Here is a 15854-nt window from a genome sequence, read left to right as displayed (position 1 = left end):
CCAAGTGAAATCCGAATGTCGGTGGTGTGAGCGACAATAACGGTATGAGCGACGTTCTTGAACGATTCTCCCCGGCAGCTCGGGCCTGGTTCACCGAGGCCTTCGCGGCGCCGACAGCCGCGCAGCTGGGAGCCTGGGACGCCATTTCGCTTGGTTCGCACGCCCTCGTGGTGGCTCCGACCGGGTCGGGCAAGACCCTCGCCGCGTTCTTATGGGCCATTGACCAGCTGGCCATTGACCAGCTGGCCAGCGAGTCGGCAGTGCCCGGCACCCGAGTGCTGTATATTTCGCCGCTCAAGGCACTCGGCGTTGACGTGGAACGCAACCTCACCGCTCCGCTCGTGGGAATCACTCGTTCGGCCCAGCGGCTCGGTCTGGTACCGCCGCAGGTCACGATTGGCGTGCGCTCGGGAGACACCCCGGCCGCCGACCGGCGCAAATTGGTCAGCTCGCCGCCGGACATTCTTATTACCACCCCGGAGTCGCTATTTCTCATGCTGACCTCGGCCGCCCGCGAATCGCTGCGCGGCGTGCAGACCGTCATCCTCGATGAGGTGCACGCGGTCGCGGCGAGCAAACGCGGCGCCCACCTGGCCGTGTCCCTTGAACGACTCGACGCCCTGCTGAGCCATCCGGCTCAACGTATTGGGCTCTCGGCCACCGTGCGGCCGCAGAGTGAGGTGGCACGATTTCTCGGCGGTGCAGCTCCCGTGCAGATCGTGGCGCCGCCCGCGTTGAAGCGGTTCGACCTGCGGGTAGTGGTTCCGGTCGACGACATGAGCGACCTCGGGCCGGTACCGCAACGCGAGGGGGTCACGTCGGCCGCGGCCCCGCAGACCGGGTCGATCTGGCCGCACGTCGAGGAGGCCATCGTCGACGAGGTGCTCGCGCATTCCTCGAGCATTGTGTTCGCCAATTCCCGCCGGCTCACCGAACGCCTCACCGCCCGGATCAACGAAATTTATGCTGAGCGCCTGGCCGGGGAGGAGGCGTCCGCTCTCGTGAGGGTGTCGCAGGGTGACGCCGGTATGGTGGGCACACTTCAGGCCGCCAGGCCGCCGGCCGAGCTCATGGGCGCGAGTGGCGAGAGTGCGGGGGCCGAACCGCTGCTCGCGCGCGCGCATCATGGTTCGGTCAGCAAAGAGCAGCGCGCGCTCATCGAAGACGACCTGAAATCGGGGCGGCTGCGCTGTGTCGTCGCCACGTCGAGCCTCGAACTCGGCATCGATATGGGCGCCGTCGACCTGGTTGTGCAGGTGGAGTCACCGCCGTCGGTGTCGAGCGGGCTGCAACGGCTCGGCCGGGCCGGGCATCAGGTGGGTGAGATTTCGCGCGGAGTTATCTACCCCAAGCATCGGGCCGATTTGATTCACGCCGCGGTCGCCGCCGAGCGCATGGTCGCCGGAGCCATCGAATCGCTGCGGGTGCCGTCGAATCCGCTCGATATCCTGGCACAACAGACGGTCGCGGCCTGCGCGCTCGAACCGATCGACGTCGAGACTTGGTTCGACACCGTGCGGCGCAGCGCACCCTTTGCAACCCTGCCCCGCTCCGCCTATGAGGCCACCCTCGACCTGCTGGCTGGCCGGTATCCATCAGATCAGTTCGCGGAATTGCGCCCGCGCATCGTCTGGGATCGCGACGCCGGCACCCTCACCGGCCGCCCCGGCGCGCAACGGCTGGCCGTCACCAGCGGTGGCACCATTCCCGACCGTGGTCTATTTGGTGTCTTCATGGTCGGCGGAGAGCAGGTCACCGGCAAACGGGTCGGCGAGCTCGACGAGGAAATGGTCTACGAGTCGCGCGTGAACGATGTTTTCGCGCTCGGCACTACGAGCTGGCGCATTCAGGAGATCACGCACGACCGGGTGCTCGTCGTGCCAGCCTTCGGGCAGCCCGGGAGGCTGCCATTCTGGAAGGGCGACGGGCTGGGCCGACCGGCCGAACTCGGCCAGGCTATCGGCGCGTTCGTGCGCGAGGTCGGCAGCCTCCCGGACGACCAAGCCAGGGACCGCTGCGCCGTGGGTGGCCTCGACGAACGGGCAATCAGCAACCTACTGGCTTTTCTCGGCGAGCAACGCGCTGCGACCGGGCAGCTGCCGACCGACCGCACGCTCGTGGTCGAACGCTTTCGGGACGAACTGGGGGACTGGCGGGTCGTGTTGCATTCCCCGTACGGCACCCCGGTGCACGCACCGTGGGCGCTCGCAGTCGGTGCTCGAGTGCGCGAACGCTATGGAATCGATGGCTCCTGCGTGGCGAGTGACGACGGCATCGTCGTGCGCATTCCCGACACTGAAACCGAGCCGCCCGGCAGCGAATTGTTCGTGTTCGACCCCGACGAACTCGAACAGCTGGTCACCGACGAGGTCGGCGGCTCTGCTCTGTTCGCCTCCCGGTTTCGCGAATGCGCCGCCCGGGCCCTGCTTCTGCCCCGCTACAAGCCCGGCGCCCGCTCGCCGCTCTGGCAGCAACGCCAGAAGGCCGCCCAACTGCTCGACGTGGCCCGCACCTTCCCCACTTTTCCGATCATTCTCGAAACCCTGCGGGAATGCCTGCAAGACGTTTACGACCTGCCTGCCCTCGGGGTGCTGGCCCGGAAGATCGCCTCACGCGAGCTGCGCCTGATCGAAGTCACGACCGACACCGCCAGCCCGTTCGCGAGTACTCTGCTGTTCGGCTATGTCGCAGCCTTCATGTATGAGGGCGACACCCCGCTGGCCGAGCGGCGGGCGACCGCCCTCGCTATCGACTCGAGCCTGCTGGCCGAACTTCTGGGCCGGGTCGAACTGCGGGAGCTTCTCGACCCGGCAGTCATCGACCAGACCGACCGGGAACTGCAGCGGCTCACCCCCGACTATCGGGCCAAGGGCGTTGAGGGTGTCGCGGATCTGCTGCGCACCCTGGGGCCACTCAGGACCAGCGAGGTCGGCGAGCGGATGCTTATGCCCGCGCCCGAATCGCCGCCCGCGCACGATGCGATTGGCGTGGAGGAGGCCCTGCTCGCCCTCGTCGATGCCCGCCGCGCCATCCGGGTCAACGTCGGTGGTGAGGATCGCTGGGCGGCGATCGAAGATGCCAGCCGGTTGCGCGATGCCCTCGGCGTTCCCCTGCCGATCGGCGTTCCCGCCGCCTTTACCGAATCCGTGCCTGATCCGCTCGGTGATCTGGTGAGCCGCTATGCACGTTCCCACGGCCCCTTTACGACGGATGCCGTCGCCGACCGGTTTGGCCTCGGCACGGCCGTTGTACAGATCGCCCTGGGCCGACTCGCCGACGCCCGACGAATCGTGGCCGGCGAGTTCCGACCGAACGGCAGCGGCCTGGAATGGTGCGACGCTGAGGTACTGCGGCGGCTCCGTCGTCGTTCCCTCGCGGCGCTCCGGCACGAGGTTGAACCGGTCGACCAACGGGCGATCGGCCGGTTTTTGCCGGCCTGGCAGCACGTGGGCGGAAAGCTGCGCGGAATCGATGGGGTGGCATCCGTTGTTGAGCAGCTGGAGGGGGCACGTATTCCGGCATCCGCGTGGGAAACGCTCATTCTGCCCGCCCGGGTCAGTGACTACCAACCCGGAATGCTCGACGAACTTACCAACGCGGGGGAGGTGCTCTGGGCTGGTGCGGGAACGCTCGCCGGCAATGACGGCTGGGTGAGTCTGCACCTCACCGAAACCGCCCAACTCACCCTGCCGGTGCCCATCGATGTCGAAACGACGCCGCTGCAGCAGGAGATTCTGGCGACCCTGGGCAGCGGGGGTGCCTATTTCTTTCGGCAACTCGCCGATGCCGTCGGCAGCCAGGATGACCCGGAAATGGTGCAAGCGCTGTGGGACCTGGTTTGGGCCGGGCTGATCAACAACGACACCTTCGCCCCCGTACGGTCGCTCCTGTCCGGTGGTCACACCGCCCATCGACAGAGCCGGGCCGTGCCCCGGGCGCGCCTGCACCGTGGACGGTCGATGCCCCGGCCGAGCCTCCCGAGCCGCGGTGGACCACCGACGGTGTCGGGTCGCTGGTCGATTCTGCCCGTGGCCGATGACTCACCGACCCGTCGCGCGCATGCCCTGGGAGAGACCCTGCTCGAACGCTACGGAGTGGTGACGCGTGGCGCGGTCATAGCCGAGAGTGTTATCGGTGGATTCTCCCTCGTCTACCGCACGCTCACCGGATTCGAGGAGATGGCGCGCTGCCGACGCGGCTACTTCATCGAGGGGCTCGGCGCTGCCCAGTTCGCCACCGGCGGCACCATCGACCGGCTGCGCACCTTGGCCGCCGGGGTAGCCGACTCGTCGGCCGGGCATCCGGCTGTGGTGACCTTGGCCGCGACCGACCCGGCGAACGCCTACGGCGCCGCCCTGCCGTGGCCGGCATTACCCGGCGATACCACCCATCGCCCGGGCCGGAAGGCGGGCGCACTCGTTGTGCTCGTCGATGGCGCCCTCGTTCTCTACGTCGAGCGCGGCGGCAAAACCGTAGTTGCCTTTGAGAGGGATGAGACCACGCTCGTGGCCGCCACTGCGAGCCTGGCCGCTCTGGTCACGACGGGTCGCATCCAGAAAATCGCGGTCGAGACGGCCAATGGTGTGTTCGTCATCGGCACCGAGGTGGGTGCGGCTCTGCGCGCCGCCGGATTCACCGAGACTCTGAAAGGGCTGAGGCTTCGTGCCTGAGGGCGATACCGTCTATCGCACGGCCCGAAACCTCGACCAGGCGCTGCGCGGCAGCATTCTCTCCGGCTGCGACATCCGCGTGCCGGCATTCGCGACCGTCGATCTCACGGGCCAGACCGTGCACGAGGTCGTCAGTCGGGGCAAACATCTGCTGCACCGGGTCGGCGAGACGAGCATCCATTCGCATCTCAAGATGGAGGGCGCCTGGCACCTGTATCGACCCGGCACGCGGTGGCAGCGGCCGGCGTTCCAGGCGCGCATTGTGCTGCAGACCCCGGACTGGGTCGCGGTCGGGTTTGAGCTCGGTGTGCTGGAGTTGATTCCCACCCGGGCCGAGTCGGAGGTGGTCGGCTATCTCGGACCCGACCTGCTCGACACCGAATGGAATGCGGGCGATAGCGCCGAAGCTGCCACTCGCCTCGCTGCAAGGCCCGAACAACCGGTCATTCTGGCCCTCGCCGACCAGCGCAATCTGGCCGGGCTCGGCAACGTCTATGTCAACGAACTCTGCTTTTTGCGCGGACTATTGCCCGCCCGGCCCATGGCCGAGGTCACCGACGTCCCCGGGCTCATCGCATTGGCCCGGCGCTTGCTTCTGGCCAACAAAGACCGCGACGAACGCACGACCACCGGCAACCTACGACGCGGAGCCCAGACCTGGGTCTACGGGCGAGGCGGTCAGGCGTGCCGACGCTGCGGCACCCACATTCAACGCAGCACCCTCGGCCGCAGCGATGTCGAGCAGCGCAACACATTCTGGTGCCCACGCTGCCAGAGCTGACTCAAGCTGCGCAGAACGGATGCCATCAGTCGGGGTGACCGGCGACATCCGTTCGTAAGGCAAGGAGGTCAGTTGACCGGGCCGGTGAGCTTCTCGCCGGGGCCTTCGCCGATCGCGTCGGGAATGGCGGATGCCTCGCGGAACGCCAGCTGCAGTGAGCGCAGCCCGTCGCGCAGGCTTCCTGCATGAATACTGGAGATGTCCGGGGCGGCGGCAGTGACCAGTCCGGCGAGGGCCGTGATGAGCTTGCGCGCCTCGTCGAGGTCGATTTGGGCGTCGGGATCCTCGGCCAGCCCGCACTTGACGGCGGCCGCGCTCATCAGATGCACCGCGGCCGTCGTGATGATCTCCACTGCGGCCACATCGGCGATATCGCGTGTTGCCTGTGCTGCGTCCTGCTCAAAACCCGTATCCTGCTCAAAACTTTGGCTCACTGCATTCCTCTGCTACGATCGTTATTGGTTCCGAGACAATAGTCTCGGAACGAAAGTGGAGAATCTCCCACCCGCGCATACCGCTTCATCAAGGTTACCGGGTAGATTGCACTCCGCCGTCACGTTATGGCCTCCCTCGGGAAGGTAGCAGCGTGAAGGTAGACAGGGTGCCGTGTGGAACACGTCAACGAAAAAGTTGGTGTGGAAATCGCGTGATTTTCCTCTTTTCGTCCCCAGTCGGCATCCGCTGTCTGGTTGTGATCACGAAGTTAACCAAGAGGAGAGACGCATCAGCGATCCCCGTACAAATGACCGTATACGCGTCCCCGAAGTTCGTCTCGTTGGTCCCAACGGCGAGCAGGTCGGGGTCGTGGCGATTGATGTTGCCCTGCGCCTGGCACAGGATGCCGACCTCGACCTCGTCGAAGTCGCACCCGAAGCCAAGCCGCCCGTGGCCAAGATCATGGACTACGGCAAGTTCAAGTACGAGGCTGCGCAGAAGGCCAAGGAGGCCAGGCGCAACCAGGCGAACACGATCCTGAAAGAGGTTCGTTTTCGTCTCAAGATTGATACGCATGACTACGAGACCAAGCGCAAACGCGCCGAAGGCTTCCTGAAGTCCGGTGACAAGGTCAAGGCCATGATTCTTTTTCGTGGCCGTGAACAGTCCCGGCCTGATCAGGGCGTACGACTGCTCCAAAAATTTGCCGAGGACGTCGCCGAGTACGGTTCCGTGGAATCTACTCCGATGATCGACGGTCGAAACATGGTCATGGTGATTGGCCCGTTGAAGAACAAGTCAGAAGCCAAGGCTGAGATCAACGCCCACAAAGCTGCCGAGAAAGCAGACAAGGTCGCCGATAAGGCAGACAAGGTTGCCGACAAGGCAGCGAAACAGGAGGAACCGAATGCCTAAGATGAAGACCCACTCCGGAACCAAGAAGCGTTTCAAGGTCACCGGCAGCGGAAAGATCATGAAGCAGCAGGCCGGACTTCGACACAACCTCGAAGTCAAGAGCACGCAGCGCAAGTCCCGTTTGAACCAGGACCAGGTGCTGGCCAAGTCAGACCAGAAGGTCATCAAGAAGCTTCTCGGTCTGTAACACCAGGCCCCGTAACGAATAAGGATTTGTAAAAAATGGCAAGAGTAAAGAGGGCCGTCAACGCCCACAAGAGTCGCCGCGTTATTCTCGAACGCGCCAAGGGCTACCGCGGTCAGCGTTCACGCCTGGTTACCAAGGCGAAGGAGCAGCTCACTCACTCCTTCACCTATAGCTACCGTGACCGTCGTGCACGCAAGGGTGACTTCCGTCGCCTGTGGATTCAGCGGATCAACGCTGCATCGCGCGCGAATGGCCTGACCTACAACCGTCTGATCCAGGGCCTCGGCCTGGCTGGTATCGAGGTTGACCGTCGTATCCTCGCCGACCTGGCCGTCAACGAGGCAGCGACGTTTGCCGCCCTCGTTGAGAGCGCCAAGGCAGCCCTTCCCGCCGACACGTCGGCACCGAAGGTCGCCGTCAAGGCGTAATGCTCTACCTCGATTGACCACCACCGGCTGCCTCCTGGGCGTGAACGTGGTGTATCGGTCAGAGTTCCACAGCGAGGAGCGGGCGACCTGGTCGCCCGCTCCTTTTCTGCAAGTAAACTTGCCACATGCTTGATAACCCACGTTCACCGCGCGTCCGTGCCGTCGCAAAACTTTCCAAGCGCGACGCACGCCTCGAGTCCGGCCTTTTTCTCCTCGAAGGCCCACAGGCCGTCTCAGAAGCCCTCACCTTTCGCCCAGAGCTCGTCGTGGAGCTGTTCGCCACGCCCACCGCGCTCGACCGCTACACCGACCTGGCCCAGAAAGCTGTAGACGCCCAGGTCGAGGTGGAGTTCGTCTCCGAAGAGGTACTCGAGGCCATGGCCGATACGGTCACCCCGCAGGGCTTCGTGGCTGTCTGCCACCAGTTCCCCACCTCGGTGAAGAAGATCTTCAACGCCGAACCCAAGCTCGTCGCCATTCTCGAAGAGGTGCGCGACCCCGGCAACGCCGGCACCATCATCCGGGCAGCGGATGCCGCCGGCGCGGACGCCGTCATCCTCACCGGTCGCAGCGTTGACCTATACAATCCCAAGGTCATCCGTTCCTCGACCGGCTCCATTTTCCACCTCCCCGTCGCCGTAGCGGCCGATCTCTCCGACGTGCTCGACCGCGCCCGTTCCGCCGGTCTGCAGCTGTTCGCAGCCGACATCAAGGGTTCCAACCTGCTTTCCGCCCGCAATGAAGGGCTGCTCGTTGCTCCGACGGTGTGGTTGTTCGGCAACGAAGCTCGCGGCCTGAGCGACGAAGACCTCGCCCGGGTCGACCGCAGCATTAGCGTGCCGATCTACGGCGAAGCCGAGTCGATGAACCTGGCGACCGCGGCATCAGTTTGCCTGTACGAAAGTGCATTCGCCCAGCGCGCCTGACCTGCCCTTCCGCACAAAAACCCGATGCCCGGACAGCTCCGTCCGGGCATCCGGCATGCCAGGGGCGAGTGTGCTCGGGCCTGGCCGAGCCGACCCTTTTTCTGCGGCGGCCGAGCCGCTGAACGGGCCGGCTGGTGCCCGGTCGGAGACCGCCGGCTGACCGACTACATAGCACAGACAACGGAGGCCTGGACTGTTACAAATGCGTTACTGTCCGGGAATTTGGCACCCCTCATCTGATGATCTGTTCTAAGTTGGGGGGTATGGAGCCAATAGATTCGTCCCCGGCCACCTCGAATATCACCGTTCGTCGGGGCGAACCGCTAGTCGTCGTCAAGGACATCAACAAGCACTACGGAGAACTGCACGTTCTCAAGAACATCAACGCCGTGGTCAACCGCGGCGAGGTGGTCGTCGTGATTGGACCGAGTGGGTCGGGAAAATCGACGCTCTGCCGGGCCATCAACCGCCTCGAGACCATCGATGACGGCGTCATCACCATCGATGGCGTCAAGTTGCCGGAAGAGGGCAAAACCCTGGCCCACCTCCGTGCGGACGTCGGCATGGTCTTTCAGGCCTTCAACCTGTTTGCGCACAAGACCGTGCTTGAAAATGTGACCCTCGGTCCGATCAAGGTGCGCGGCCTCAAGAAAGCAGACGCCGAGAAGAAGGCGATGGCACTGCTCGACCGTGTCGGAGTAGCCAACCAGGCGCAGAAGATGCCCGCACAGTTATCCGGTGGCCAGCAACAGCGCGTCGCCATTGCGCGTGCCCTGGCAATGGATCCGAAGGTCATCCTTCTCGACGAGCCGACCAGTGCCCTCGACCCGGAGATGATCAATGAGGTGCTCGAGGTCATGGTCGACCTCGCCAACGACGGTATGACCATGATCGTCGTGACGCACGAGATGGGCTTCGCCCGCAAGGCCGCAGACCGCGTCATCTTCATGGCGGAGGGCGAGATCGTGGAGGAGACCACGCCCGAGGAATTCTTCACCAACCCCCAAAGCACGAGAGCGAAAGACTTCCTCTCCAAAATACTTGCCCACTAATCGGTGGACAGGGTTTACACAGCAGCAGTACCAGCAATCAGGAGAAAAACCATGAGACTCAAAAAAGGTCTAGTGATTTCGGCCGTTGCGATCGCAAGTGCGCTCGTGCTCAGTGGCTGCGCGGACTCGGGTGCCCCCACCGGCGACGCCGCCCCCGTGGAGACGGCGGTGTCGTTCCCCGAGGGAAGCACCATGGCCCGCCTGGCCGACGCCGGTTCCATCAAGATTGGAACCAAGTTCGACCAGCCGCTGTTCGGCCTGCTCGGCCCCAATGGCGATCCAGTCGGCTTTGACGTTGAGATGGGAAAGCTCATCGCAGCAAAGCTCGGCATTCCGGCATCGGGCATCAATTGGAGCGAGGCGGTGTCTGCCAACCGCGAGCCGTTCATTGAGAACGGCCAGGTCGACCTCGTGATCGCGACCTACACGATCAACGACGCCCGCAAGGAGGTCGTGTCCTTCGCTGGACCGTACTACTCCGCCGGGCAGGACCTGCTCGTACTCGCGGGCAACCCGGACAACATCACCGGTCCGGAGGACCTTGCCGGCAAGAAGGTGTGTACCGTGAGCGGTTCCACGTCGGAGAAGAACATCGCCGAGTACACGACGGACATCATTGCCTCGGATACTTACTCCAACTGCCTCGGTCCGCTGCGCAGCGGTGAAGTCGCCGCAGTGACCACCGACAACGTGATCCTGGCTGGTCTGGCTGACCAGAACGCCGGTCAGTTCGAGGTCGTCAACAACGCATTCACCGAAGAGCCCTACGGCATCGGCCTCGCGCATGACGACACCGAATTCCGTACGTTCATCAACGACGTGCTCGAGAAAGCGTATGAGGATGGTAGCTGGGTCTCGGCTTGGGAATCCACCGCAGGCACCGTGCTCGACACCCCCACCCCGCCAGCCGTCGACCGCTACTAGGTCGACCCCTGCTAATCGCTAGCTAGCTCGCGCTAACCAGCATTGAGCCGTGGCGATCCGCCCAGGGGCGGGTCGCCACGGTGACGAAATCAGCATGTTCCACGTATTGACAAACAGACAGACAAAAGACGAGGAGGTGAGTTGTGGACGCAGTCATCGACAACCTGCCGCTGTTCCTGGAAGGCTTCCGGAACACACTGGGCCTGCTCATCATCGCCGGCATCGGTGCATCCGTAATCGGCCTGATCGTCGCCGCCATGCGCATCTCACCGATTTCGTCATTTCGCGTGTTCGCAACCGCCTACACGGAACTGGTTCGCAATACCCCGCTGACGCTCGTACTGTTCTTTTGCGCCTACCTCCTGCCGCTGCTGGAGTTCAGCCCCGGATACTTCCAGCTGGCAGCCATCGGGCTCACGGTTTACACCTCGCCCTTCGTCGCCGAGGCACTTCGGTCCGGCGTCAACGGCGTGCACGTGGGGCAAGCCGAAGCAGCACGCAGTGTGGGCCTCACCTTCGGGCAGACGCTCACCTTCGTGGTGATGCCCCAGGCCATCCGCATGGTGGTGCCACCACTGATCAATGTGCTCATCGCTCTTACCAAGAACACCTCTGTCGCCGGTGCGTTCTTCGTCTTCGAGCTGTTCGGTGCCGCCCGTAAAGTGACCAACGACCGCGGTGATGCCGTTATCCCTATCCTGCTTGCGGTCGCAGCGTTCTACCTGGTGATCACCATTCCTCTTGGCCTTATCGCTGGCAGGATCGAGAAGAAGGTGGCGGTGCTCCGATGAGTTCTGTACTGTACGACGCCCCCGGGCCGAAGTCCCGCGCGCGATCGCGTCTCATCTCCGTTCTCGGAACGATCGTCCTGGCCGGTGGTTTTCTCGCCCTGATCGTGTTGCTCGGCCTGCCCAAGATCAGCGCCAACGGGGCGGTGGAGCCTGGCTTGTGGGATATCAGTCGCTGGGACGTCTTCAACGACCTGCTGGTCTGGCGTACCCTCGGGTTCGGCGCGCTTGCGACCTTGCGTATGGCCGCGGTCGCCGCCGTCTTCGCGCTGGTGATCGGAGTGCTGTTCTCCTTTGGGCGTTTGTCGGCATCTGCTTGGATCCGGGTGCCCACCACTGTGCTGCTCGAATTCTTCCGCGGTATGCCCGTGCTGCTCATGATGCTTTTCATCCTGCTGGTGTTCGCGACCGGGTCGTTCTGGGCGGGTGTGGCCGCCCTGTCGGTGTATAATGGCGCCATCATCGGTGAGGCACTCCGCGCTGGGATCAACGCCCTGCCGCGCGGGCAGCGAGAGGCTGGGCTTGCCATCGGGCTGACCCCGGTGGCCACGCGGTTCCGCATCGAGTTCCCGCAGGCTTTTCGCCAGATGCTGCCGATCATCATCGCCCAGCTGGTGGTGTTGCTCAAGGACACGTCACTGGCCTTTATCGTGGGCTACAACGAACTGCTTCGGGCCGGGCTCAACCAGCTTGCCAACTTCTTCGGCGAACAGTACAAGTTCTCGTTTTTCTTCATTGTGCTCGCTATCTATCTGACCATGAACCTTTCACTGTCCTGGCTGGCACGCAGAATTGCCAAGCGCACCGGGCCGCAGGCGGGCAGCGTCACCGACGAGGACTCGACACCTCCGGCTGACCCTGACCGGGTCGACCCGCAAGCGCTGGGTGCTCGGAGCAAAAGCCAGACCTTCTAAGGCGGGTAAACTCAGGGACTGTGTCTGATTCCGCTGGTCCCATCGACCCACCCGCCATTACCGAAGAGGCAGTGAACGCCGCGGTTGACGCGGCATTAGCCGCCATCGCCGTCGCCACAACGACCGCCGCGCTCAAGCTTGTGCGCAGCGAGCATGCGGGGGAGTCGTCGCCATTGTCGAAGCTCAACGCGCTGATGCGCAGCGTGCCCGGAAACCAGAAGGCTGCCGTTGGAAAGCTTGTCGGCCAGGCCCGCGGCACCGTCACTAAGGCGTTGACCGCCCGCGAAGACGAGATCGGCATGGCTGAAGCGGCCGCCCGGCTCCTCGCCGAAACGGTGGATGTGACAGCTGCGGCATCCGCTTGGAAAGCCGGGGCGCGGCATCCGATTTCGCTGCTCAGCGAACGAGCCGCCGACGTGTTCGTGGCCATGGGCTGGGAAGTGGCCGAGGGGCCAGAGCTCGAGAGCGAATGGTTCAACTTCGACGGGCTCAACTTCGACGAAGACCACCCCGCCCGGGCCATGCAAGACACCGTCTTCGTCGAACCGACGGACGCCCATCTTGTCCTGCGCACGCAAACCTCGCCCGTGCAACTGCGCGCATTGCTGAGCCGGGAATTGCCGGTCTATGTGGTTGCGCCCGGACGGGTGTTTCGTACCGACGAACTCGATGCCACGCACACGCCCGTGTTCCACCAGATCGAGGGCATTGCCATCGACAAGGGCCTCACCATGGCCAACCTGCGCGGCACGCTCGATCACTTCGTGCAGGCCCTGTTTGGTCCAGAAGCAAAGGTGCGTCTGCGCCCTAATTACTTTCCGTTCACCGAACCCAGTGCGGAGCTCGATGTCTGGCACCCCACCTTCAAGGAAGGTGCACGCTGGATCGAGTGGGGCGGCTGCGGCATGGTGCATGCCAACGTGCTGCGCGCCGCCGGAATCGATCCCGAGGTCTATTCTGGGTTCGCGTTCGGGGTCGGCGTTGAGCGCGCACTGATGTTTAGAAATGACGTAAAGGACATGCACGACATGGTCGAAGGCGATATTCGGTTCAGCCAGCAGTATGGGATGACGGTCTAATGCGGGTACCACTGTCCTGGCTCGGCGAATTCGTCGACCTCGCCTCCGGTACCACGCCGGAAGACGTGCATGCGGCGCTCGTGAGTGTCGGCCTCGAAGAGGAAGACATCCACCGATTCGAGGTCTCCGGCCCGATCGTGGTCGGCGAGGTCCTCGAATTCGTCGGCGAAGAGCAGACCAACGGCAAGACCATCAACTGGTGCCAGGTGCGCGTAGCGCCCGACGGCGAACTCGCTGCCGACGGCGGCCCGGCCATCCACGGCATCATCTGCGGCGCACACAACTTCGCCGTCGGCGACAAGGTCGTCGTGACCCTGCCCGGCGCTTCGCTGCCCGGTCCGTTTCCAATCGCGGCCCGAAAGACCTATGGCCACGTCTCCGACGGCATGATCGCCTCGGCTCGTGAGCTCGGTCTCGGCGACGAGTACGACGGAATTCTGCTGCTCTCTTCGCTCGGCATTGACGCTCCGGTGGGAACGGATGCGATCCCGTTGCTCGGCCTGGATGACAGCGCCGTCGAGATCAACGTCACCCCCGACCGTGGCTACGCTTTCTCTATTCGTGGCGTCGCCCGCGAATATTCGCATGCCACCGGAGTGCCGTTTCGCGACCCTGCGCTCGCCCTGACGGTCGTGGCGCCGGTCACCCGCTTTCCGGTCACGATCGACGACCAGGCTCCGATTCGGGACCGTGCCGGAGCGAGCGTGTTCGTGACTCGCGTTGTGCGCGGAGTTGACCCGACCCGGCCGACTCCGGCCTGGATGATCGCGCGGCTGGGACTGGTCGGTATCCGCTCGATCTCGCTGGTCGTCGACGTGACCAACTATGTGATGTTTGAGCTCGGCCAGCCGTTGCATGGCTACGATCTCGACAAACTGCAGGGCGGTATCATCGTGCGGCGCGCGACCGCTGGTGAGAAGTTAACCACGCTCGACGCGGTCTCCCGCACGCTCAGTGTCGAGGACCTGCTGATCACCGACGAATCCGGACCTATAGGTTTGGCCGGCGTGATGGGCGGGGCGAACACCGAGATCAGCAAGACGACCGTCAACGTGCTGGTCGAGGCCGCGAACTTCGACCCGGTGTCGATCGGACGCTCGGCCCGCCGCCACAAGCTGCCGAGCGAGGCGAGCAAACGGTTTGAACGCGGCGTCGACCCGCGTGTGGCCGCTGTCGCTGCCGCCCGCGTCGTGCAGCTGCTCGTGGACCTCGCGGGGGGAGTCGCCGACGATCTCGGTTCGGTCTACGATGAGGCTCTGGTGCCGCAGCCGATTCTGCTGCCGACCGGGTTCGTATCGGGCCTGATCGGCCTCGCCTACACCGGCGACGAAGTGCGCGATGCCCTGGTCGACGTCGGTGCTTCGCTGGCCGAAGTTGACGGCGACCTGCAGGTCACCCCGCCGAGCTGGCGCCCTGACCTCACCGATAAGTGGACCCTTGCCGAGGAGGTCGCCCGTATCGTCGGCTACGACCGCATCCCCTCGGTGCTGCCCGTTGCACCGCCCGGCCGCGGCCTGACCCGTACGCAGACTTTGCGCCGCACTGTCGCACACACCCTGGCGGCCACCGGTCACACCGAGGTGCTGACCTACCCGTTCGTCTCCGAGCGGGCCAACAATCTGTTCGGCGTGGCCGTTTCATCGGCTGTTTCAGCTGGTGAAGCGGATGCTGGCGCCGGTGTTGCCGACGCGGGTGCGGCATCCGCTACCCCGGTTTCGGTTCCGGTTTCTGTGGTGCAGGTGAAGGTCGCGAACCCGCTCGACGGTGAGGCGCCGTTCCTGCGCACGTCCATGTTGCCGGGCATGTTACAGATCGCACATCGAAACCGTTCACGCGGACTGGTTGACGTCGCCATTTATGAGCAGGGTCCGGTGTTTCGGCCCGAGGCTGGAGTGAGCTACGGCACGGCCGTGCTCCCGGCCGGGGCGCAGCGCCCGAGCGCCGAGGCCGAGGCGGCGCTGAACGCGGGAATTGTGCCGCAACCGCTCCTGGTCGGAGTCGTTCTTGTTGGCAACGACGTGCGGCACCAGCCGGGCCTCCCCGCGGTTGCCGCGGGTTGGCAGTCAGCGTTGGCCGCTGTGCAGCAGGTGGCGCTGGCTACCGGCGTGCGCATCGAGGTTCGCCAGGGGCGGCACCCGGCGATGCACCCGGGCCGTACTGCAGAACTGTTCGTGACCGTGCCGACCGCGGTCGCAGCGGCTTCGACCGATTCGGCGTCGACGGTGGCAGGCTTAACCGTGTCGGTCGGGTTCGCCGGAGAGCTGCTCCCGGCGGTTGCCGACGACTACGACCTGCCCGCTGTCGTTGCCGTCGCGGAGATCAACCTCGCGCTCGTCTTCGCGCAGGCCGACGGCGATCTTTCGGTCACGCCGATCCGTACGATGCCCGCCGCCACGCAGGATCTCTCGCTCGTCGTTTCGGCTTCCGTGCCGGCTGCCGACCTGCGTTCGGCCGTCGCGGAGGGTGCCGGCGATCTGCTCGAGAGCATCGAGCTCGTCGACGACTATCGCGGTGCCGGGGTCGACCCTGGTCAGAAATCGCTCACGTTCGCGCTTCGTTTTCGCGGCGAGGAGCGTACGTTGACCGCCGCCGAGGCGAGCGCCGCCCGCCTGTCCGGTGTCGCGTTGGCCGCAGACCGCTTCGGAGCGGCCCTCCGCGAGTGAGGCTGGCCTGAAGCGGATGCCGCGGCCCGACCTTCGGGGTCGGCCCGCGGCATCGGCTCGTCGTGGCATGTGTTTGGGAAGTTGGCACTGGT

13 protein-coding genes are annotated in these 15854 nt (G+C 64.6%); 12 read left to right on the top strand and 1 reads right to left on the bottom strand.

Annotation, left to right across the window (positions count from 1 at the left end; translation table 11 throughout):
- Window positions 1-44: 44 nt before the first annotated feature.
- A complete protein-coding gene (locus CXY71_RS19450) occupies window positions 45-4670 on the top strand; it encodes an ATP-dependent helicase (protein ID WP_104139509.1) in 4626 nt (1541 codons plus the stop codon).
- Window positions 4663-5451, top strand: coding sequence for a DNA-formamidopyrimidine glycosylase family protein (locus CXY71_RS19445; RefSeq protein ID WP_104139507.1), 789 nt, complete (start codon window positions 4663-4665; stop codon window positions 5449-5451). Before CXY71_RS19450 ends, CXY71_RS19445 begins: the two co-directional genes overlap by 8 nt.
- Window positions 5452-5519: 68 nt before the next feature.
- Here CXY71_RS19445 and CXY71_RS19440 read toward each other — a convergent pair whose 3' ends face one another.
- A complete protein-coding gene (locus CXY71_RS19440; protein ID WP_104139504.1) occupies window positions 5520-5885 on the bottom strand; it encodes a DUF1844 domain-containing protein in 366 nt (121 codons plus the stop codon).
- A 289-nt stretch (window positions 5886-6174) separates the two neighbouring features.
- On the opposite strand from CXY71_RS19440, the gene infC reads away from it, so the two are divergent.
- The 10 genes from infC to pheT all read left to right on the top strand — a co-directional run bounded on the left by infC (window position 6175) and on the right by pheT (window position 15762).
- A complete protein-coding gene (gene infC, locus CXY71_RS19435) occupies window positions 6175-6801 on the top strand; it encodes a translation initiation factor IF-3 (protein WP_104081252.1) in 627 nt (208 codons plus the stop codon).
- A complete protein-coding gene (gene rpmI / locus CXY71_RS19430) occupies window positions 6794-6988 on the top strand; it encodes a 50S ribosomal protein L35 (RefSeq protein WP_092341054.1) in 195 nt (64 codons plus the stop codon). Before infC ends, rpmI begins: the two co-directional genes overlap by 8 nt.
- 35 nt (window positions 6989-7023) lie before the next feature.
- Window positions 7024-7416 carry a 50S ribosomal protein L20 gene (gene rplT, locus CXY71_RS19425; protein ID WP_092449848.1) on the top strand — a complete coding sequence of 131 codons (393 nt, stop codon included), beginning with the start codon at window positions 7024-7026 and terminating at the stop codon, window positions 7414-7416.
- A 125-nt stretch (window positions 7417-7541) separates the two neighbouring features.
- Window positions 7542-8342, top strand: a complete 801-nt coding sequence (locus tag CXY71_RS19420) for an RNA methyltransferase (protein ID WP_104139501.1) — start codon at window positions 7542-7544, stop codon at window positions 8340-8342.
- A 263-nt stretch (window positions 8343-8605) separates the two neighbouring features.
- Window positions 8606-9394 (top strand): amino acid ABC transporter ATP-binding protein, encoded by a 789-nt coding sequence (locus CXY71_RS19415; protein WP_104139498.1) that lies wholly within the window; start codon window positions 8606-8608, stop codon window positions 9392-9394.
- A gap of 51 nt (window positions 9395-9445) precedes the next feature.
- The gene (locus CXY71_RS19410) at window positions 9446-10318 is read left to right on the top strand and encodes a glutamate ABC transporter substrate-binding protein (protein WP_104139495.1); all 873 of its coding nucleotides are present in this window, start codon (window positions 9446-9448) and stop codon (window positions 10316-10318) included.
- Window positions 10319-10461: 143 nt separating this feature from the next.
- Window positions 10462-11109 carry an amino acid ABC transporter permease gene (locus CXY71_RS19405; protein WP_104139492.1) on the top strand — a complete coding sequence of 216 codons (648 nt, stop codon included), beginning with the start codon at window positions 10462-10464 and terminating at the stop codon, window positions 11107-11109.
- Window positions 11106-12020: an amino acid ABC transporter permease gene (locus CXY71_RS19400; protein ID WP_104139489.1), complete on the top strand. Its 915-nt coding sequence runs from the start codon at window positions 11106-11108 to the stop codon at window positions 12018-12020. The genes CXY71_RS19405 and CXY71_RS19400 overlap by 4 nt, the downstream gene beginning before the upstream one ends.
- A gap of 20 nt (window positions 12021-12040) precedes the next feature.
- Entirely contained in the window at window positions 12041-13099 is a 1059-nt protein-coding gene (gene pheS, locus CXY71_RS19395) for a phenylalanine--tRNA ligase subunit alpha (RefSeq protein WP_104139482.1), read from the top strand.
- Window positions 13099-15762: a phenylalanine--tRNA ligase subunit beta gene (gene pheT / locus CXY71_RS19390; protein WP_104139479.1), complete on the top strand. Its 2664-nt coding sequence runs from the start codon at window positions 13099-13101 to the stop codon at window positions 15760-15762. Before pheS ends, pheT begins: the two co-directional genes overlap by 1 nt.
- The last annotated feature ends 92 nt before the right edge of the window (window positions 15763-15854 follow it).

The organism is Cryobacterium sp. Y62 (genome assembly GCF_002929785.1).
Taxonomy (GTDB): domain Bacteria; phylum Actinomycetota; class Actinomycetes; order Actinomycetales; family Microbacteriaceae; genus Cryobacterium.
Note: the sequence above shows the minus strand (reverse complement) of the source record. Positions and strands in the feature narration are given on the sequence as shown.